The organism is Hymenobacter telluris, from assembly GCF_017313265.1.
GTDB classification, from domain to species: domain Bacteria; phylum Bacteroidota; class Bacteroidia; order Cytophagales; family Hymenobacteraceae; genus Hymenobacter; species Hymenobacter telluris.
In genome coordinates, this window is the sequence record NZ_JAFLQZ010000019.1 from 75351 (window position 1) to 96085 (window position 20735).

Here is a 20735-nt window from a genome sequence, read left to right on the forward strand (position 1 = left end):
CCGTTCCATGGCCTCCACGCTCCTTTACATCCGGCACATGGTCTGCGTTAAGTGCATCCTGGTGGTGCGCGAACAGCTCGTGGAGCTCGGGCTGGTGCCGCTGCGCGTGGAGCTGGGGGAGGTGGAGCTGCGCGACGACGCCACGACCATTGACTGGCCCCGGCTGCGGCAGTGCCTGGAAGCGGAAGGCTTTGAGATTCTGGACCAGCTTTCTCCCCAGCAGCGGCTGGTAACCCAAATCAAGGAAATCATTGCTACCCTGCTGGCCACTGACCCGGCGGCGCTGCGCAGCGGGCACTTTTCGCGGCAGCTCAGCCAGCAGCTGAGCCGCCGCTTTGCCTACCTAAGCGACGTGTTTTCGGCCACTGAAGGCCTGTGTCTGGAACAGTACGTCATCCGGCAGCGCGTGGAAGCGGCCCGGCGCCTCTTGCGCGAGGGCACGCTGCCCGTGGGGCGGGTGGCCCGGGAGCTGGGCTACAGCAACCTGGGGCACCTGTCGCGGCAGTTTCAGCGTGAAACGGGCGCTTCGCCCAGCGAGTATCGGCGCCAGTGTCTATCAAGTGCTCAACTAACTGAACAATAGCCTCTCTTATTGACAGTCGGCACCATGGTCCAACAACTCCCTCATTGCCGACTGCGTACTCCCAAACACCCGTCTTACTTCTGTCAGCCTTGAAACGCTACGTTAGCCTGTTTTTGCTCTTTAGCTACCTGCTGTCCAGCCCCGGGCTGGTGTACAGCATGCACTTCTGTGGGCAGGCTCTTACGGCGGTAACCGTGACGACGGATTCGGACAAGAACTGCTGCTGCCAGAACACCGGCAAGCCGGACTGCGGCTGCTGCCACGATAAGAAGGTGAGCAGCGCCCTCAAGGACATCAAGCTTTCGGCCGACCACTTCAAGCTGCCGGTTCCCGACGCGGTTCCTGCCCCGGCCGTATTGCGCCTCGTGTGGCAGCTGGCGCAAGTTGCTTACCCGGCCGATGAGCCGGCCGCTCAGCTGCTCGCCCACGCGGCCCCGCCGCCCGAATGCCCGGCCTACGTGCGCGGGCATGCCTTTCTAGTCTAGCCTTACGGGTTGCTCTGCCCCCCACGCCGACCGGCGCTGGGGCTTTGGTGCGTCCGGTCCCGCGTGGTCGGACGGCCCCCGCGTCCGGGCTTTTATGCCCGCCGATGTCCCTGCCTGGGTTTCCGGTTCGCTGACGCTTCTCCTTAAAGTGCTGTATTCACTATGATAGAGCAACTCATTTCCTTTTCCCTGCGGAATCGGGTGCTGGTGCTGCTGGTCGCCGCCGGGCTCCTCGTCTGGGGCGCGCTGTCGGTGCGGGCCAGCAAGATTGACGCCATTCCCGACCTGTCCGAAAACCAGGTAATCGTCTTCACCGAGTGGATGGGCCGCAGCCCGCAGATTATCGAAGACCAGGTCACCTACCCGCTGGTGACCAACCTGCAGGGCCTCGCCCAGGTGCGGGCCGTGCGCGCCGCCTCCATGTTCGGCATGAGCTTCGTGTACGTCATCTTTAACGACAATACCGACATCTACTGGGCCCGCGAGCGGGTGCTGGAGCGCCTCAACTACGCGCAGCGCCTGCTGCCGGCCGGCATCACGCCCACCCTCGGGCCCGACGGCACGGGCGTGGGCCATGTGCTCTGGTACACGCTCAACGCCCCCAAGCTCGACTTGGGCGAGCAGCGGGCTTTGCAGGACTGGTACGTGAAGTTTGGCCTGCAAACCGTGGCCGGGGTGAGCGAGGTGGCCAGCTTCGGCGGCTTCCAGCCCGAGTACCAGGTGACAGTGGACCCCACCAAGCTCACCTACTACAACGTGACCCTGCCGCAGGTGCTGGCCGCCGTGCGCAGCAACAACAACGAGGCCGGCGGGCGCAAGTTTGAGCAGGCGGGCACGGGCTACATCATCAAAACCTCGGGCTACATTCAGGACGTGGCCACGCTCGAAAACGTGCCGGTGCTTACCCGCGCCGGCGGGGTGCCGCTGCGCCTCAAGGACCTGGGCACGGTGCAGATGACGGGCGAAAGCCGCCTGGGCATCTTCGACCACAACGGCGAGGGCGAAGTGGTGGGCGGCATCGTGGTGATGCGCTACGGCGAGAATGCCGACGACGTGATAACCCGCGTCAAAGCCAAAATGACGGAAGTGGCCAAGGGCCTGCCGGCGGGCGTGTCGTTCAACATCGTCTACGACCGCAGCGGCCTGATTGAGGAGTCGGTGGCCAACATTCAGCACACGCTGCTGGAGGAAATGGCCGTGGTGTCGCTGGTGGTGCTGGTGTTCCTGTTTCACTGGCGCAGCGCCCTGAGCATCCTGCTGCAAATCCCGATTACCATCGCCGCGAGCTTCATTCTGCTCAACGCCTTCGGCATTTCTTCCAACATCATGTCGCTCACCGGCATCGCCCTGGCCATCGGGGTGATTGTGGACAACGGCATCGTGATGGCCGAAAACGCCTACCGCAACCTGGCCCTGCACCAGGCCGCTGAAGACGCCGCCGTGTCAGGTGCACCGCCCGGTTCAGCGCCCGCTGCCGCCGCTCCCATTTCCACCCCTGAACCCGTCCGCCATGACTAACGACGAGCGCCTCGCCATCATCGAGAAGTCCAGCCAGCAGGTGTCGCGGGGCATCTTCTTCTCCACCATCATCATCGTGGCGTCCTTTCTGCCGGTGTTTCTGCTCACCGGGCAGGAGGGCAAGCTGTTTCACCCGCTGGCCTACACCAAGACCTTTATCCTGCTCATCGACGCGGTGCTGGCCGTGACGCTGGCACCGGTGCTGCTGTCCTTTTTCATGAAGGGCAAATTCAAAACCGAGGAGCAGAATCCCATCAACCGGGGGCTGGAGCGGGTGTACGCGCCGCTCATCAACTGGTGCCTCACGTGGCGCAAAACCACCATCGGCATCAACCTGGCGCTGCTGGCCGTCAGCATCCCGCTGCTGCTGAGTCTGGGCACCGAGTTCATGCCGCCGCTCGACGAGGGCTCGATTCTGTTCATGCCCATCGCGCAGCCCGACGTGTCGAACACGGAAGTAAAGCGCATCCTGCAGGTGCAGGACAAGATTATCGCGCAGGTGCCCGAAGTAAAAGGGGTGCTCGGCAAGGCCGGCCGCGCCAGCACGGCCACCGACAACGCCCCGCTGAGCATGATTGAAACCATCATCCAGCTCAAGCCCCGCAGCGAGTGGCGGGCGGGCATGACCAAGGCCAAGCTCATTGCCGAGCTCAACGAGAAGCTGCAGATTCCGGGAGTGGTCAACGGCTGGACGCAGCCCATCATCAACCGCATCAACATGCTGAGCACCGGCGTGCGCACCGACGTGGGCGTGAAGGTCTACGGGCAGCAGCTCGACACCATCTACCAGGTCTCGCAAAAAGTAAGGGCGGCGCTCACCGGCGTGCCCGGCGTGCAGGATTTGTACGTGGACCCCATCACCGGCGGCAAGTACCTGCAAATCGACCTCCGGCGCGACCAGCTGGCCCGCTACGGCCTGAGCGTAGACCAGGTGAACGAGGTGGTGGAAACGGCCATCGGCGGCGCGCCCGTGGCCACCACCGTGGAGGGCCGCCGGCGCTTCAGCATCAACGTGCGCCTGGCCGAGGACTTCCGCAACAGCGTGGCCGCCCTGGGCCGCATCCCCATCCAAACCACGGCCTACGGTCCGGTACCGCTCTCGGCGGTGGCCACGCTGCGCTTCACGGGCGGCCCGCCCATGATTAACTCCGAAAACGCGCAGCTGCGCGGGGCGGTGCTCTTCAACGTGCGTGACCGGGACCTGGGCGGCACCGTGAAGGAAGCCATGCAGCGGGTGCAAAGCCTGCAGGGTAAGCTGCCCGCCGGCTACTACCTGGAGTGGAGCGGGCAGTACGAAAACCTGATTAGCTCGCAGCGCACGCTGCTTTTCATCCTGCCCATCGTGCTTTTGGTAATATTCGGCTGCCTGTACTTCGCGTTTCACTCGGTGCGCGAGGCGCTGCTGAGTCTGGTCACTATTCCGTTTGCGCTCATTGGCGGGGCCTACATGGTGTACTTCTACGGCGTGCACCTCTCGGTGGCGGTGGCCGTGGGATTCATCGCCCTGTTCGGGCTGGCCGTGGAAACGGGCGTCATCATGGTCATCTACCTCAACGACGCCATGCAGCAGCTGGTGGCCGCCAAGGGCAATTCGAGCGAAACCATCACGAAGCAGGACTTGCGCGACGCCGTGTTTCACGGGGCCGCCAAGCGACTGCGACCCAAGCTGATGACGGTGTCGGTGGCCCTGTTCGGCCTCGTGCCGGTGCTCTGGGCCTCGGGCACGGGCTCCGACGTAATGCTGCCCATCGTGCTGCCCATGATTGGCGGGGTGTTCACCTCCTCCACCCACATTCTGCTGGTGACGCCCCTGATTTTTCTGATGACCAAGGAGTACGAGCTCCGCAAGTTCGGCAAACTGGACGTGCTGGCCGTGAAGCATTAACCCCGTGAATGCCATGAAAGCTTTTCTTAAACATAGCCTCCTGCTGGTCCTGCTCTTGCTGGTCACGCGGCCGCTTTGGGCGCAATCGGTTCTGCCGCTGGACTCGGTGCTGCGGGCCGTGGAGCGCCGCAACCCGGCCCTGCGCCAATACGGCTACCGCGCCCAGGCCAAGCAGGCCGCCGTGGCTGGCGCCAGCAGCTGGGAAGCGCCCAAGGTGAGCGCCGGCTACTGGATGACGCCCTACAACCAGCGCCCCATCAAGGAGGTGAACAACGGCCGGGGCGAAGGCATGCAAATGGTGTCCGTGGAGCAGATGCTCCCCAACCCGGCCAAGCAGCGCGCCAAGCGGGAGTACCTGGCCGGGCAGGTTGCCGTGGAGCAGGCCGACCAAACGGCCATGTTCAACCAGCTGCGGGCGCAGGCCCGCAGCCTCTACTACGGCCGGGTTATCCTGGAAAAGAAGCTAAAGGTGCTCGACGAAAGCGAGGAGCTGCTGGCCTTTCTGCTGAAAGTGGCGCAGGCCCGCTACCCCTACAACCAGAGCACGCTGGCCAGCATCTACCAGGCGCAGGCGCGGGTGGCCATGCACGGCAACGACCACGAGCAGCTCTACGGGCAGCTGCGCCAAAACACCATTGCCCTGAACACGCTCATGGCCCGCGACCCGGAAGGCGAGTTTGCGGTGGATACGCTGCTGCCCACCACGTTTGCCGGCCCGTACCCGGACACGGCGGCGCTAGCCCGCCGGCGCAGCGACGTGCGCAGCCTCGACCGCTCGCTGGCCGTGGTGCGGCTCAACCAGAACGTGGAAGCCAACCGCCGCCGGCCCGACTTCGGGGTGCGCTACGACCACATGAACGGCATTGGCGTCACGCCCAACCAGTTTTCCGTGATGGGCATGGTGTCCATCCCCATTGCCCCCTGGGCGGCCCGCGAGTACAAGGCCAACACGGCCGCGCTGGGCTACGAGGCGCAGGCCGTGCAGCAGCAGCGCGCCAGCCTGCTCACCGAAGCGGCCGGCCGCATCACCACCCTGCAGTCGGACTTGCGCACCAAGCGCCAGCAGGTGGAAAACTTTGAAAAAGGCATCCTGCCCGCCCTGCGCAAGCAGTACCAGGTGACGCTGCTGGCCTACCAGCAGAACACGGCCCAGCTGCCAGCGGTAGTCGAAGCCCTGGAAACCTGGCTGCAAACCCGCCTGCAGTACCTCGACACCCAAACCGAAGTCCTAAACTTACACGTGCGCTATGACCAGGAACTGGAGCAATAAGCTACGAGCCGGCGCGCAGCTGGTGCTGGTGCTCACGCTGCTGGCCGGCTGCAAAGGCAAGGCCCACGGCCCGGCCGCGCAGGCCCCCGCGCAGCCGGTGGCTACGGCTGCCGCGCAGCTCTACACCTGCTCGATGCACCCGCAAATCGTGCGCGACGCCCCCGGCCAGTGCCCCATCTGCGGCATGGACCTGGTGCCCAAAGCCAGCGGGGAAAACGCAGTCGCCGCCGACACGGCCGGCGCGGGCCTGAACCATCTGGTCGCCTCGCCCAACGCTTCGGTGGTGTCGGCCATCGCCACGGTGCGGCCCAATGCCGGGGCCGTTGGCGATACGCTCACCCTGCCCGGGGTGGTCGACTACGACCCGCGCCGGAGCCGGGCGGTGGCCGCGCGCGTGGGCGGGCGCATCGAGCGCCTGCTGGTGCGCTTCAACTACCAGCCCGTGCGCCGCGGCCAGCCGCTGCTAGAAATCTACAGCCCCGAGCTGGTGACGGCCGAGCAGGAGTACATCTTCCTACTCGGCAACGACGCGGACAATACGGCATTGGTGAACGGCGCCCGGCAGAAGCTGCGGCTGCTGGGCCTGAGCGAAAGCCAGCTGCGTGCCCTGGCCCGCACCCGCCGCCCCGACTACCGGGTGGCCGTGTTCAGCCCCTACGATGGCTACGTAGTCGAAAACTCCGTGGCTGCGGCGGCACTCGTGCCACCGTCCCCTTCTGGCATGGCCGACACCGGTGCACCGGCCGGCGGCATGGGCGGCACTTCGGGCATGGGCGCCGGCGCGGAAGCCGCAACGGCAGCGACTCCAACTGCCGCCCCCACCCCGGCGCTCACCCTACAGGAAGGCGGCTACGTCAGCACCGGGCAAACCCTGTTTCAAGTCGTGAACACCGCGCAGGTGTGGGGCCTGTTTCAGCCCGGGCCCGGCGACGTGACACAGCTGCGCCCCGGTCAGACGCTGCAGGTGTTTGTAAACGGAGACGCCGCTAACCAGCAGCTCACCGCCCGCGTGGAGCTGGTGGAGCCCACCTACCGTGCCGGCGCCAGCACGCCGGCCGTGCGCGTGTCGCTGCCCAACGCCAAGGGCTTGCTGCGGCGCGGCACCCGGCTTACCGCCCGGGTAACCAGTTCTATGGGTAATGGCTTATGGCTGCCCCGCGCCGCCGTCGTGGACCTGGGCACTCGTCAGGTGGCCTTTGTGCGGCGCGGCCGCACGTTCGTGCCGGTGACGGTGCAGGTCGGCCAGCGCACGGCCACGCAGGTGCAAATCCGCCAGGGCCTGACCGGCACCGAAGACGTGGCCGCCAATGGGCAATACCTGGTCGACAGCGAAAGCTTCCTGCAGACCTCATCCACTTCAATTCTCCCTTCCCATGACTAGCCCCCGACTCGTTGCGCGTTTGGCCGTGCGTTGGCTGCTGGTGTTGTTGGTGGCGCTGAGTTCTGCGGCCTGCCAGAAAACCAAACCCGCCGACCAGGGGGCGGCAGGGAAAAAGGTGTATTACACCTGCTCCATGCACCCGCAGATTCACGAAGACGCCCCCGGCAAATGCCCCATCTGCAGCATGGACCTGATTCTGGTAAAAACCGCCCCGGCGACCCCAAAGCCCGGCGCCGATGCCGCCGTCTATACCTGTCCGATGCACCCGCAGGTGCACCAGGCCAAACCCGGCCTCTGCCCCATCTGCGGCATGGACCTGGTGAAACAGGCTGTTCGTTCGACTGCGGCGGGCAAGGCGTCGGGCGGTAGCGCCGACCTGACGCTCACCGCGCAGCAGGTCACGCTCGGCAACATTCGCGCGCAGGTCATCGGCCCGGATACTGGCCGGGCAAAGGTGTTGGCGCCCACCGTGCTCACCGGCACTATTACCGCCGATGCCCTGCAAACCGAGGGCGTCAGCAGCCGGGTGGCCGGGCGCATCGAGCAGCTGTACGTGCGCCAGACCGGCCAAATCTTGCAGCGGGGCGCGCCCCTGTTTTCCGTGTACAGCGAGCAGCTGCAGGCCCTGCAGCAGGAGTACTTGCTGGCCCTGGCCCAAAGCCGTGAGCAGGGCGGTCCTTACCGGCAATTCGCCGAAGCCACGGCCCAAAAGCTACGCCTGCTGGGCCTGAGTGCCACTCAGCTCCGGCAGCTGGCTGCCCGGGGCCGGCCCAACCCGGTGGTGACCTACTACAGCCCGACGACCGGCACCGTGCAGACCCTCGACGTAGTGCAGGGGCAATACGTGAGCGAGGGCACGCCCCTGGTCACGCTCACCAACCTGGCCACCGTGTGGGTGGAAGCGCAGCTTAATCCGCAGGACGTGGCCAAGCTGCCACTGGGCAAAACCGTCACCATGCAAGTGGCCGGAGAGTCCGGCTCGCTTCGGGGCAAAGTAGTCTTTCTCAGCCCCGAGCTGAGCGGCAGCAGCCAGGTCGCGCTGGCCCGCATCCAACTAGCCAACCCCGGCGGCCGCCTATTGCCCGGCGCACAGGCCAACGTGCTGCTCGATGCCCCCGCAACGGCTGCCACTGCCCAAACCGCGCTGCGCGTGCCCACGGAAGCCCTGATTCGGGAGGGGGACGCCAGCTACCTCTGGACGCAAACCGGCGAGCGGCAGTACCGCCGCGTGCGGGTGAGCACCGGCGAGGGCTCGGCCAGCAGCGTGCCCGTCACGTCGGGTCTGCCGCCCGGGACTAGGGTCGTCGTCTCCGGCGCCTACCTGCTGCAAAGCGAATACGCCCTGCGTCAGGGTGCCACCGATAGCATGAACGGCATGAGCATGTAAGCCCTCCGTCATCACCGCAAGCCGTTGGGTGCCGCGGTCCGGCCCCGTTTTTAATCACCCCATTCATACCCCATGAAAAAGCTTCTGTTCCTCGGCCTGGTGCTCACCGGCCTCTCCGCCGCCACCACGGCCTGCTCTGACAACAAGGGCAGCACCGAAACCACTACGGCCACCACGGCCACCGCCTCGGCAGATAGCACCGCCAAGCCGGCCGGCAACCCCGGGCCCGGCGTGGCCGCCGAGACCTATACCTGTTCCATGCACCCCGAAGTCATTGCCAACGAGCCCGGCAAGTGCCCCAAGTGCGGCATGGACCTGGTCAAGAAGTAATAGCCAGGGTAGCCGCGGCCTTAGCGGCTCCGACTAGCGTTGCTTCCGGTCAGTCTACGGACCCGCCCCGCCTCGGAGCGGACCTCCCCAGCAGAAGTCACGCCGGCGACGACCACCGACTGCCACAACAAATTATGCAGGCCTTCTGCCCCAATCGTGCACAACAACTCGTCATGGGGCTAGTACATACTGAAAACCATTCTTCACTAAACCCCAAGTTCCATGCATTCTCAAAACCAAAGCCTCCTCGCCGCTCTCTACGCCTGCGTTAACTCCTGCGAACACTGTGCTACCGCTTGCCTGAGCGAGCAGGATGTCAAAATGATGGCCCGCTGTATTCAGCTGGACCGCGACTGCGCCGACATCTGCGCCCTGACGGCCCGCTTCGTGGCCCGCGGCTCCGAGCACGCGCAGCACCTGCTCCGCGAGTGCGCTGAAATCTGCAAGGCCTGCGGCGACGAGTGCGAAAAGCACGCCGCCCACATGGAGCACTGCCGCGAGTGTGCCGAAGCCTGCCGCCGCTGCGAGCAGGCCTGCCGCCAGGGCATGAGCGTAACGGCTTAACCCGTTATTTCTTGCAAAAGCCAGCCCGTTTCGCGCGGGCTGGCTTTTTTGCTTTCCGGGCCGAGCAAATCTTGTAAGTAGGCGGCGCAATCCTGTACCGCGGCCACCGGGCCGGCCGGTACTTTTGCGTCGTGATTTTACCTGGCTAACCCTCCGCGCGATGACCTTCCCTGCCCCTGTTCGCAAACTCATGCTCACGGCTCACATCACCTTCTCGGTGGGGTGGCTGGGGGCGGTGGCCGTGTTCCTGGCGCTGGCCATAACGGGCCTGACCAGCCACGACGCGCCGCTGGTGCGAGCCGCCTACCTGGCCATGGGCCTGAGCGGCTGGTTTGTGATTGTGCCCTCCAGTTTCGCGGCGCTGCTCACGGGCGTGGTGCAGGCCGTGGGCACTCCCTGGGGCTTGTTCAAGCACTACTGGGTGGTCGTAAAACTGCTGCTGACCGTGGCGGCCACCGTGCTGCTGCTCGTGCACATGCAGCCCATTAGCTACCTGGCGGAAGTCGCCGCCAAAGCCGACCTGTCCTCGACGGAGCTGCGCGGCATGCGCATGCGGCTGATTGCCGACGCCGTGGCCGCCTTTGTGGTGCTTCTCGCAGCCACGACTATCTCGGTATACAAGCCTTGGGGACGGATTGGCAACTGGCTGCAGCAACGCCGGCACCCCGGCGCGGTGGCGGCCACGCCCACTTCCTGGGGCCAGTATGTGCTGCTTGGCCTGCTCGGCCTAGTGGTGGTGGTGTTCATCATCGCGCACCTGCTCGGCGGTGGGCTCGGGCACCACTAGGATTGGTAGCCTACGAATCCTGTAAGATGCCAGCACAATCCTGTACCCCCAATGGCGCACCTGGCGCTACTTTTTCGCGTTACTTATTTGAAACCGATTCGCTCGGCTCACCCTAAATTCGCTTCCCATGAAAACCCTTCAGTTCAAAACCAATATCAACTGCGGCGGCTGCATCAAGGCCGTGACGCCCACCCTCAACCAGGAAGCCGGCGCCGGCAACTGGCAGGTAGACACCTCCAATCCGGAAAAAATTCTGACCGTCACCTCCGACAAGCTCACGCCTGAGCAAGTAGTAGCGGCCGTGAAGAACGCCGGCTTCGAGATTCAGGCGGCCTAAGTACCCTCACCGCACTTCATCGTAAAAACGCCCGGCTGGTCCGGGCGTTTTTCATTTCGGGCCTTGACCAGGCGCGAAAGCCTAAAACATGGAAATTATGTAGCTCCGGCGCGTAATAGCAGCAAACATTAGCCAGGGCCTTCGGCGTAATGTGGACGAGGCGGCTCGTCCCTGCTGGTTCCTATTGCGTTACCCTTCAAGCTCAGCGGCTAGGTTGGGCAACAGGGCGGGGCAACTGATGCCGCTGCGGCCCACGCCAATATCCGTGACGCTTTTAACCTGCGCCTATGTTTGAAGATTTTCCCAACCTGCACCCTTTGGTGGTGCATTTACCTATTGTCCTGCTGATGCTCAGTTCCGGCCTGCAGGCGCTGAACGTGTACAAAGAGTGGCCGCCGGTGAAGTGGATTACGATGGGGGTGATGGCCGGCGGCTTTCTAGGCGCCCTGGCGGCCAGCACCATCTTCCACGCCATGCCCACGGGTTTGGCGCCCCGGGCGGCGGCGGTGTTCGAGGCCCACGAAAAGTTCGCCGGCTACACGATGTGGCTTTCCGGCATCACCGTGCTGCTGGCCGGGGTCGGCACGTTTTTCAAGATTCAGCGGCGGGCTTACGAAGTGCTGGTGCTGGTTTCGGCCGTGGCCACGGCCGGGGTCTTATCGGTGGCCGGGCACCGCGGGGCGCAGCTGGTCTACGTGGAGGGCGTGGGGCCCCAAGGCCGCCTGCTCGATAAAAGCCACGGCCACGGGGGCGGGGAGGCCATGCCCGGCATGGAAATGGAAGCCGATACCCACGACGAGGCGGCAAAGGCCGACGACCACACCAAGGACCAGGCGCCCGCTTCGCCCCACCAAGACGCTGCCCCGGGCTCCGCTGCTATGCCCGGCATGGATATGAGCGCGCCTGCTTCCGGCGAAAAGGGCAGCCGCACTTCCCCAGGTACAATGGACAACATGGACTTGCCGGCTAGCCAGCCGGCGGGCCAGAGCCGGCCGACTGCCCCGAAAAGCGCTATGAAGGGCATGCCCGGCATGAAGATGCCCGCCTCACAAAGCACGCAACCCATGCCCGCGGGCATGGATATGAGCCGCCCCACCCAGCAAAAGCCCATGCGTGACATGCCCGGAATGGCGGACATGCCCGGCATGAGCCAACCGCCGACAGGCGCAAAAAAGCCGGCAAAAGCCAAATCGGGTAATACCGGCATGTCAGGCATGGGCAACATGGCCGATATGCCCGGCATGCCGGCTCCGGCGCCCAACCAAGCCATGCCATCCATGGGCAACATGAAAGACATGCCCGGCATGGAAAAAGGCCAAAAGATGCCCGCCATGAGCACCATGCCCGGCATGAGCATGCCCGCCAACCCCATGGACAAGTTCCGCTTCGAGGACAACAACCCCGCCCGGAACAAACCAAAGAATGCTAAACAATAGCGACCTGATGAGATTATTAGCCCTTCTATTCTTCTTGCTTGGCGCGCTGCCCCTGGCCGCCCAAATGCCCCAGCACCAGGCCATGCCCAAAGGCCAGGCCGCCAACGGCCCGGCCACGCCGCCCCCGGACGCCGACCTGCGGGGCCACGTGGTGACGCCCCGCGCCAACCACGCCGGCCACCGCGTCGAATACGACCTGTACGTGGACGAGCGCCAGGTAAATTACACTGGCAAAACCCGCCTGGCCATTGCCATCAACGGGCAGATTCCGGCGCCCACGCTCCGCTTTACGGAGGGCGACACGGCCATCATTCGAGTGCACAACCAGATGAGCGTCGAAACCAGCATCCACTGGCACGGCATCCTGCTGCCTAACCAATACGACGGCGTGCCCTACCTCAACACGGCCCCCATCGAGCCAGGCGGCACGCACACGTTTACGTTTCCGTTGATTCAGAGCGGCACCTACTGGTACCACTCCCATACCATGCTGCAGGAGCAGTCCGGGCTATACGGTTCCATCGTCATCCAGCCCCGGGAAGTGAAGTACGAGCTCAAGGAGTACGTGCTGCTGCTCTCCGACTGGACCGACCACCCGCCCAAGGAAGTGCTGCGCTACCTCAAGCGGGCCGGCGAGTGGTTTGCCGTGCAGAAAGGCGCCACCCAGAGCTACGGCGAGGCCATTGCCGCCGGCTACTTCAAGGACAAAGTCCGGCAGGAGTGGGGGCGCATGCCGGCCATGGACCTGACCGACATCTACTACAACAAGTTCCTCACCAACGGCCGCGAAAAGAGCTACTACCCCGACGCCAAGCCCGGAGAGGTGGTGCGCCTGCGCGTCATTAACGGCAGCGCCTCCTCGTACTTCTACCTGCAGTACTCCGGCGGCCCCATGCAGGTCATCGCCGCCGATGGCATCAACGTGGAGCCCTTCCCGGTGTCCAAGCTCGAAATTGCCACGGCCGAAACCTACGACCTGCTGGTGACCATCCCGCCCGCGGGCGCGGCCGAGCTGCGGGCCACCGCCAACGACATCACCGGCTACTCGTCCAGCTACTTCGGGGCCGGCGAGCCGATGAAAGCGCCCGATTTGCCACGCATTAACTACTTCCAGATGATGCGCGAGATGGGCAGCATGGGCAATATGACCGGCATGGACATGGGCGGCAACGGGGAGATGGACCCCAACGGCAGCGGTATGAAGGGGATGAACATGAAGGGGGGCAGTGGGGACATGAAAGGCATGGACAGGGGCAAAAAGAAGAAGGGCAACGAAACGTCAGGCATGAACATGGGCGACACCCCGGCCATGAAAGGCATGTACATGCAGAACGGCACCATGCCCGCCAGCACCGCCCCTTCGCCCCAAAATCGGCCCATGAATGAGCAGGAAAAAAGCGGCAAGAGCATGGGCACCATGCAGGATAAGGGCGGTAGCATGGCCGGCATGGACATGAGCGGCGGCATGGCTGGCAAGAGCATGGGCGGCGCGGGCGGCGACTTCAATTACAACCAGTTGCGGGCCCTGAACCCCACCACGCTGGACTCCACCCGGCAGTGGCGCGACATCAAGCTCACGCTCACCGGCAACATGCTGCGCTACGTGTGGTCGTTCGACAACAAGACCTTGTCAAAAGCCGATAAAATCCCCATCCGCCGGGGCGAGAACGTGCGCATGACCTTCACCAACCTGACCATGATGCGCCACCCGCTGCACCTGCACGGGCACTTTTTCCGCATGGTCAACGCCCAGGGCGCCTATTCGCCCATGAAGCACACCTTCGACATCCCGGCCATGGGCACGGTGACCATCGAGTTCGAGGCCAACGAGGAGCAGGACTGGTTTTTCCACTGCCACATCCTCTACCACATGATGGCCGGCATGGCCCGCATCATCAGCTACGACGCCAGCCCCCAGAACGAGTTTGCCAAAACCAACTACAAGTACCTCAAGCGCGAAGACAACGCGGTGTACCCGTGGTTTGACTTGTCGGTGCATTCACAAGCCGCGTACCTGGAAGGCACCCTCTCCAACAACCGCAACGCGCTGGAATTCGAGGGCCGCGTGAACTACGAGGGCAACTACGAAACCGAAACCCACCTGCTGCGCTACCTCGACAAGCGGCAATTGTGGGCCGGCTTTGTCGGCTATGACTTCCGCGACAACAAAACGCTGCGCTCGGAAGCAGATGCCGAGGGCGGCAACCGCCGCACGGTGGAAAACAACCGCAACTTCCGCCGGCAGGCCGAAGTGGGCGTGTACTACCTGCTGCCGATGCTGGTGCGGGCCGAGCTGCGCACGGACCTGACCGGGCAGCTGCGCCTACGCCTGGAGCGCCGCGACCTGCCGCTGAGCAACAACGTATTCATGGACATCAGCGGCAACACCGACAAGGAATTCACCCTGGGCTTCCGCTACATGGTCAGCAAATACGCCTCGCTGAGCACCAACTACGACAACCAGTACGGCTGGGGCGCGGGCCTCACCTTTCACTACTAGCAGGCAAACGCGTGCCATGCGTCGCCCTTAAATGAAGAATCTATGGAACTGCTAAAATTCAAAACCACCGTCACAACCGTGGAAGAGGTAGCCCGCGTTGCTCCGTTCTTAAACCAGCTACCCGCAGTGGAGAAGTGGGACATCGCCCCCGAAACGGAGCACCACGTGTTAAGCATTTCGGGCCACAACCTGGACCCGCAGCAGATAGAGAACGGGCTGCGGGAAGCCGGCTTCCGGGCCGAGCTGCTCCGGGTGCTGGGGGTAGGAGGAGACGACTTGTAGGCAGAGCCGTCCGCGCCCCGCTAGGAGCAGAGACGCAGAGCCTCGCTACGAACACGATTTCCTGAACCGACATCAATACTTCCTAGCTGATTTTCCTTACCGGTGCACCGGCCGGCCTGACCAAGCACCCTCACCCCACTTCCCTTGTCTTTATGGAACACAAGAACCCCTATCCCCGCTTCTTCCTGATGCTGGCCGCCTCGCTGGTGGCCATGTACGTGGTCATGTACCTGAACGTGTATGAGTGGGACCACGTGTACTTCAGCCTGACGCGGTTGTATATGGCCTTACTTATGCTGGTGCCCATGACCCTGATTATGATGGGCTTTATGTGGAGCATGTATCCCGACAAGCGCCGCAATGCGCTGATTATGGCCGGCAGCCTGGTGCTGTTTGCGGTGGTTACCTTCATGGTGCGCACCCAGGTGTTCGTCAATGACCAATTGTGGATGAAAGCCATGATTCCGCACCACTCCATTGCCATTTTGGTCAGCAAGCGGGCCACCATCAAAGACCCCGAAGTACGCACCCTGGCCGACAGCATCATCAGCGCCCAGCAGCGGGAGATTGGCCAGATGAAGCGCATGCTCCAGCGCCTAGAGCAAGAGAAAAAAGCCGATTAGAAGGATTATCGACGCTTTTGCGTTGCGCTACTAGCACAGGTCGCGTGGTTCCATCCCAAGAGTGCATCCGGGCCGCATGTACACCATCGCGGGATTTGCTTACATAGTTTATTGACAGGCAACCCTTTACCCGCTGCCGTGCGATTTAGAATATAGTTAACAACTGCATTCCATCTAACCCACTTCTCATTAGGCTTTTACCCGACTTGATGCACTTACAGGAATTTGAGCAGTGGTGCCGCCACCTGGCCCTGCAAGAGGCTCCGGTAGTGGCAGCCGAACTAGCGGCCGGCTGGCAGCAACTGGCCCGCCGTCTGGACCAGCTCCCCCTCAACGGACAGCGTAGTGCCTCGCTAAGTTACCGTTGCATAGACCTGCCCGGTCCGCACGGTGGCTTGGGGCAGGAAGCGTCGGACCGGCCACAAAGCTGATTGTTCGCGTTGTTCTTGTGGGAGTGGGGCTACTGGCAGCTTTGCACCAGGGCGCTTACACTGAGCGTGGCCGTCGCGTCGGTGGTGTAGTTGTCGTTGTTCACGCACACGAACAGGCGCCGGGTGCCGGCGGGCAAAGTAATGGGGCGCGTTTCCTGGGGCGTGTTGAGCGCCGCCCGCAGGCAGACTTTGTCCTTGCCGATGGTACCCTTGGTATCCATAAATTGCTGAGCGGCGTCCTCGTCGGGCGTGATGTACCAGTGACACTTGGTGCTGACGGTGGGCGGGGCGTTGTTGCCCTGCTTCACCAGGGCGGAAGCGGCCGTTCCCAACAACGCCGGCGCGGCGGCCCCACCGCTCCCGGCCACAGCGGCCACGGCCAAGGCCGTCGACCACGACACCGGGGGCTGGCCTTCGTCCCGCACGTCGAGCTTGTAGACGATGCCCACGGTGCCGTCCGGAATATCGACCACAAACACCTTGCGGCTGGAGTGCATGCAGTTGCTACAATGAATGGTGGCATTGCTCAAGGGCAGGGCCTCGACCATTTTGGATGAACACTTGATTTCCCGGCCGTCGGCGCGCCAGCTGCGATAATCGGCCTGCTGCACCCCGTTCACATAGGTTCCGCGGAAGCTCACCTGGCCGTTCTCGTGCCAGCCGCAGCAGAGCCCGGTGGGCTTGTCGGGCGCTTCGCTGGCCATTTTGCCTTCCCACTGCTTTTTCCACGAAGGGTAAAAGTAGTCGCGCACGGTGCCCACCGTTTTGCCCGCGGCATCATGGCGGGCAATCCGGGCGTAACTGACTTCCTCAAGCGTCTCGGTACGCTCCCAGTCGCGGTCGAAATACACGGTGTCGGCCGGCGGCAAGCTGACGGCCGCCGGCTTGGGCCGCTGGGCCAGCGCGGGCAAACCAATCAAGAGAAACAGGGCGTGCAGAAAGTAGCGTTTTGCCATACAGGAATAAGTGGTAGAAAAAGACGGAATGCGGTGGGTAAATATACCGGGCTGCCGCGCATTCGCTGAACTGACTCCCGCAAAAAGGGGCCGCTCAATTGAGTAGCCCCCTTTTTCTCAGCGCTAACAACTCGCTTGATTACAGCATCAGGCCCAGCCCCGCGAACCAGGTGCGGCCGTCGGCGGGCAGAATGCCTGGACCAGGGTAGCCGCCCGAGCGCCGGGTGAAGTAGCGTGCGTCGAACACGTTGTTCACGCCCCCGCTGAGGCGGTAGCGGCTGTCGCGGCCCAGCTTCCAGGTAGCGGAAAGGTCCGCCACCTGATAGGCGGGAATGGCGCCGGTCTGCGCATTGGCCGGGGCAGCTTCCGTGTTGCTGGCATCGGCATAGACCTTGGCCACGTGGCTGAACTGCCCGGTGACGGACAAGCCTTTGTGGGCAAAAGTGAGGCCCGTGCGCAGGGTCTGACGCGGGGCATTCTCGACGAAGTTGCCGTCCAAATTGGTTTCCACAATTTGGGTGCCGGGGCCCGTGCCGGTGAGCGTGGTCACGGGCAGGTTGCCGTAGCGGGCATCGAGCAGGCTCAGGGCCGCGAACAGGTCGAGGTGGGGCAGGTTGAAGTTGCCGGTAATTGAGTGAATCAAGTCCAGCTCGGCGTAGGCTTCCAGCCCGTGGGTTTGGGTGCGGCCCAGGTTGGTGCGGTACTGCTGGGTCTGGCCGGTGGTGCCGCCGGGCACGGGCCGGCGGATGGTGCCGATGCGGTCCTCGTAGTTGAGGAAAAAGTAGCCCACGTCGAAGCGCAGCCAGCTGTTGAAACTGCCGCGGTAGCCTACCTCGGCCGTGTAGCCGCGGGCGTCCTTCAGGTTGGGGTCGATGACATCCGAGGTCGCCGGCGGCACCAGGTCACCGAACAGCACGGGGCGGAAGGCGCGGGAGTAGTTGGCGTACAGGTTGGTCGTGGGCGACACCTGAAACTCGCTGCCCAGGCCGTAGAGCAGCACGTTGCGGCGGCTGGCTTGGTTGGGTATACGGTTCTCCGTCCCGTTGGCGGCCCGGCCCAGATAGCCGCTGCCGGTGTTGCTCAGGTAGTCGTAGCGCAGGCCCGGTGTGAAGCTTAGCCGGGTGCCGGCGTGCAGGAGCAGCTCGGCAAATGCCGCGGCGTTGTTGGTCGTGAAGTCGAACTCGTTGGTGTAGCGGCCATCGCCGGTCAACGTCAAATCGAAGTCCGACCCGGTGGTGCCGGTGCCGCGCTGGTGCCGGGAAGTGGTGGCGCGGTAGGCCCGCAGGCCGGTGGCCAGCGTGTGGGTGCGGCCCAGGAAGTCAACATCCTGGGTAAGCCGCAGCTCTGCGCCGAGGTTGCGGTATTCGTCGCGGTCCACCTGGCGGGCGGCAAATTGCCGGGTGCGGCGGTTCACGGTATCGGGCGCGGGCAGGCCGGCCACGAAGCCCACGCTGCTGCGGGAAGCCACCAGGCCGAAGGTTTTCAAGCTCAGGCGCGTACGCTCACCGGCCTTATAATCCAGCGTCAGGGCCGGAATCAGCCAGGGCGTGCTGAGCCAGTTGCGGCTGCGGGTGCTCTGGCGGCTGTCCTGGGCAAACTGCGCGTCGGTCAGGCCGCCCGGCTGCTGGAGCTTGTCGGTCAAATAGCTCACTTCTGCGCCCAGCGTTAGGCGCTCGGTCAGGGCCACGTGCACGTTGCCGTGCAGGTCATCGACGGTGAACTGATTGTACGGGCGCCAGCCATCGCCCTGGCGGTGGCGGTAGTAAGCGTAGTAGTTCACCTTGCCCACCGTGCCGCCCACGGCGTTGTAGGAGTTGAACAGGCCGTTGGAACCGGCCGTGTTGCTGGTTTCAATCTCGACCTTCTTGTCGCGCGACCCGCGTTTGAGCTCGTAGTTGAGCAGGCCGCCAAACTGGGGCCCGAACTGCAGGCCCGCCCCGCCGCGCAGCAGCTGAATGCGCTCCACGGCTTCCATGGGCGGATTGTAATAGGCTTCGGGGTAGCCGAAGGCGTCGGCGCTCATGTCGTAGCCGTTCTGGCGGGTGTTGAACTCCCAGCTGCGGTTAGGGCTCAGGCCCCGGGTGGCAATGTTGATTTGCTGGCCCGAGCCGTCATTCTCCCAAACCATCAGGCCGGGAATGCGGGCCAGCACCTGGCGCACGTTGTTCTGGGCCAGGTTGGCATTCACGTCGCGGGGCTTAATGAGCTCGTTGCGCCGGCCGGCCGTGAGGGTGGTGCCGTCGACGGGCGCGGCAAAGTGGGTAGCGGCGCCGGTAACGGTCACTTCGCTCAGATTCTGGTGACGGGTGGTGTCGGGGGCAGCAGGCAGCCGCTGGGCTAACCCGGGCTGGCAAACGGTAGAAAAGGCAACACTGGCGAGAAGGCCAGCAGCAGTACGGTAAGAAAAACAGCTCATCAGAGGGCCTTTGCGTGAAACAACGGCACAAAGGTATCTTTATTTAGAATGATTATAAATAACACGAATCACCCTTATTGCTTACATAATTTCCAGTTACGCTTTCCGACTTCAAACCAACGGCGGTACTCATTCCACCCCCTCACGGCCCAGTAGCTTCCGTACCCAGTTGCGCAAGGCATAAATACGGGAGCTGAGGTAGCACTCTTGGCAGTGACTGAAATTCCACAGGCAATCCACCGTATCCGTGAACAGATGGAACAGCAGGCCCACGGCGACAATTTGCGTCGCCGGCAGCAGCAGCAGCAGCGCATATATCGGGACGGCGTAAAAAGAGTGCAGCGGGTGATACCCTATGCTACAGCGCAACGGGTCGAAGATGGGCTTGGCTAGCAGGTGGTCCAAGTCCATGAGCATCGTGGCCAACATAATCAGGTAGGCGGTTTGCCACATCAAGGGGAAAAACACCAGCGCCAGCACGGCCGGGAACAGAAAGTGCAGGCTGTAATGCACCAGCGTTTGGGCGCTGAATAGTTTCGTTGGGAACTGCCGGCGGAGCCCGCGCGGGGGCGTCGGCTGGATTGGGTTGCGCGCGGTATCCCCGGGCGCTGCCTGAGCATACCTCCTGCCTGCTTTGCCCATCGGCATTGTTTGCTCCCTGGGCGCGTTAGACTTTTGGGCCGCAGCCTGATTACGCACTTCCGCTGTACTGCGCCGCTGCGGGGTGGTGGGGTGCTCGGGGGCAGGTACGACCGTCGCCGTATCCTGGCGCGGTGCCCGTAGCGGGGGGCGGTACCCGGCGGCAGCGGGAAAGGCGGGGACAATAGCGGCGGTTCGGCATCCAGTCAATGCCAATCCAGCGGCTAGGCAGAGGCAGGGGAAGTGGCAGATAACAGGTAGTGGACGGCTAACAAACATTTCCATGAAGAAGCCTACTGGTAGCCCACGAGCCAACTTAAAAGTCGAGCTTACGCAGTTTGCTGGTGCATCGTGCGCCCGATTTGCTTGCAAAATTTCCAGGGGTCGCATTGCCCTGGGGTCAAGGAAGACTGGTTGTGTTCTACCACGTGAGCGCCCTATTTCAACTTGTTTAGCTTATCCTTGTCGTTGTATAAAAACCCGTCACTGATGAGCCTCACGCTGCATAGCGTCACCAACGCTTCTACTCCCGCCGCTGAAGGCGTTTGGCTTCGCGCCTCCGCCCCGGTAAGCACTCTCGGTTATGCCGTTGTGGACCGCACGTTCAACCCAGATGGTACTCCGTCCAACGAGTTTCGCCATATCTACCTGTTCGGCGACGTGGCCATTGCCAAGGACGAATGGATACGCCTCGTAACCGGCCCAGGCAAGTACCGCAAAGCCCCGGCGGACAAGGACGGTCATGTGGTTCACTACTTTTATTGGGGTTCCGGTAACTGCGTCTGGAATGATGCGGGCGGCGACACCGCGGCCCTGATTCGCTATACGACCGTGAATACAAAGCCTGTACCTCCGGTGGTCAAGCCGTGAGCTCAACTGTGAGCACCTATTAAGGAATAGGCCCGGTCTGGAGCACCACTACAAT

Annotated in this window: 20 protein-coding genes; 17 read left to right on the plus strand and 3 right to left on the minus strand. The window is 63.4% G+C overall.

Translation table 11 applies throughout. The features are described from left to right. Window positions 1-7 precede the first annotated feature (7 nt). From J0X19_RS21120 to J0X19_RS21195, 16 genes are all read left to right on the plus strand, one after another. Window positions 8-583 (plus strand): helix-turn-helix transcriptional regulator, encoded by a 576-nt coding sequence (locus tag J0X19_RS21120; protein WP_206986406.1) that lies wholly within the window; start codon window positions 8-10, stop codon window positions 581-583. 89 nt (window positions 584-672) lie between these two features. Beyond that, on the plus strand, window positions 673-1068 hold the full coding sequence (locus tag J0X19_RS21125) for an HYC_CC_PP family protein (protein ID WP_206986407.1): 396 nt from the start codon (window positions 673-675) through the stop codon (window positions 1066-1068). A gap of 162 nt (window positions 1069-1230) precedes the next feature. Further along, a complete protein-coding gene (locus tag J0X19_RS25040) occupies window positions 1231-2586 on the plus strand; it encodes an efflux RND transporter permease subunit (RefSeq protein ID WP_257573403.1) in 1356 nt (451 codons plus the stop codon). Further along, a complete protein-coding gene (locus J0X19_RS25045; RefSeq protein WP_206986408.1) occupies window positions 2579-4471 on the plus strand; it encodes an efflux RND transporter permease subunit in 1893 nt (630 codons plus the stop codon). The genes J0X19_RS25040 and J0X19_RS25045 overlap by 8 nt, the downstream gene beginning before the upstream one ends. 13 nt (window positions 4472-4484) lie before the next feature. Further along, entirely contained in the window at window positions 4485-5741 is a 1257-nt protein-coding gene (locus tag J0X19_RS21140; RefSeq protein ID WP_206986409.1) for a TolC family protein, read from the plus strand. Continuing rightward, window positions 5719-7122, plus strand: a complete 1404-nt coding sequence (locus J0X19_RS21145; RefSeq protein ID WP_206986410.1) for an efflux RND transporter periplasmic adaptor subunit — start codon at window positions 5719-5721, stop codon at window positions 7120-7122. The genes J0X19_RS21140 and J0X19_RS21145 overlap by 23 nt, the downstream gene beginning before the upstream one ends. Further along, window positions 7115-8509, plus strand: coding sequence for an efflux RND transporter periplasmic adaptor subunit (locus J0X19_RS21150; protein ID WP_206986411.1), 1395 nt, complete (start codon window positions 7115-7117; stop codon window positions 8507-8509). Before J0X19_RS21145 ends, J0X19_RS21150 begins: the two co-directional genes overlap by 8 nt. A 72-nt stretch (window positions 8510-8581) precedes the next feature. Beyond that, a complete protein-coding gene (locus J0X19_RS21155) occupies window positions 8582-8839 on the plus strand; it encodes a heavy metal-binding domain-containing protein (RefSeq protein ID WP_206986443.1) in 258 nt (85 codons plus the stop codon). A gap of 222 nt (window positions 8840-9061) precedes the next feature. Continuing rightward, entirely contained in the window at window positions 9062-9403 is a 342-nt protein-coding gene (locus J0X19_RS21160; protein WP_206986412.1) for a four-helix bundle copper-binding protein, read from the plus strand. Between the two features lie 160 nt (window positions 9404-9563). Further along, a complete protein-coding gene (locus tag J0X19_RS21165; protein WP_206986413.1) occupies window positions 9564-10190 on the plus strand; it encodes a hypothetical protein in 627 nt (208 codons plus the stop codon). A 127-nt stretch (window positions 10191-10317) separates the two neighbouring features. After that, complete coding sequence (locus J0X19_RS21170; protein ID WP_206986414.1) at window positions 10318-10527, plus strand: heavy-metal-associated domain-containing protein; 210 nt, start codon at window positions 10318-10320, stop codon at window positions 10525-10527. A gap of 287 nt (window positions 10528-10814) precedes the next feature. Further along, window positions 10815-11963 (plus strand): DUF2231 domain-containing protein, encoded by a 1149-nt coding sequence (locus J0X19_RS21175; protein ID WP_206986415.1) that lies wholly within the window; start codon window positions 10815-10817, stop codon window positions 11961-11963. Next, window positions 11950-14463 carry a multicopper oxidase domain-containing protein gene (locus tag J0X19_RS21180; RefSeq protein WP_206986416.1) on the plus strand — a complete coding sequence of 838 codons (2514 nt, stop codon included), beginning with the start codon at window positions 11950-11952 and terminating at the stop codon, window positions 14461-14463. The genes J0X19_RS21175 and J0X19_RS21180 overlap by 14 nt, the downstream gene beginning before the upstream one ends. A 42-nt stretch (window positions 14464-14505) precedes the next feature. Continuing rightward, a complete protein-coding gene (locus tag J0X19_RS21185; RefSeq protein WP_206986417.1) occupies window positions 14506-14745 on the plus strand; it encodes a copper chaperone in 240 nt (79 codons plus the stop codon). A gap of 152 nt (window positions 14746-14897) precedes the next feature. After that, a complete protein-coding gene (locus tag J0X19_RS21190) occupies window positions 14898-15368 on the plus strand; it encodes a DUF305 domain-containing protein (RefSeq protein ID WP_206986418.1) in 471 nt (156 codons plus the stop codon). A 209-nt stretch (window positions 15369-15577) separates the two neighbouring features. After that, entirely contained in the window at window positions 15578-15799 is a 222-nt protein-coding gene (locus J0X19_RS21195) for a hypothetical protein (RefSeq protein WP_206986419.1), read from the plus strand. Window positions 15800-15828: 29 nt separating this feature from the next. Here J0X19_RS21195 and J0X19_RS21200 read toward each other — a convergent pair whose 3' ends face one another. The 3 genes from J0X19_RS21200 to J0X19_RS21210 form a co-directional block, all read right to left on the minus strand. Beyond that, window positions 15829-16755, minus strand: coding sequence for a toxin-antitoxin system YwqK family antitoxin (locus J0X19_RS21200; RefSeq protein ID WP_206986420.1), 927 nt, complete (start codon window positions 16753-16755; stop codon window positions 15829-15831). 139 nt (window positions 16756-16894) lie between these two features. Further along, on the minus strand, window positions 16895-19171 hold the full coding sequence (locus J0X19_RS21205) for a TonB-dependent receptor family protein (protein ID WP_206986421.1): 2277 nt from the start codon (window positions 19169-19171) through the stop codon (window positions 16895-16897). Window positions 19172-19300: 129 nt separating this feature from the next. Continuing rightward, window positions 19301-20020 carry a DUF6122 family protein gene (locus J0X19_RS21210; protein WP_206986422.1) on the minus strand — a complete coding sequence of 240 codons (720 nt, stop codon included), beginning with the start codon at window positions 20018-20020 and terminating at the stop codon, window positions 19301-19303. Window positions 20021-20299: 279 nt separating this feature from the next. Here J0X19_RS21210 and J0X19_RS21215 point away from each other — a divergent pair, with 279 nt between their 5' ends. Then, window positions 20300-20680 carry a hypothetical protein gene (locus J0X19_RS21215; RefSeq protein WP_206986423.1) on the plus strand — a complete coding sequence of 127 codons (381 nt, stop codon included), beginning with the start codon at window positions 20300-20302 and terminating at the stop codon, window positions 20678-20680. The last annotated feature ends 55 nt before the right edge of the window (window positions 20681-20735 follow it).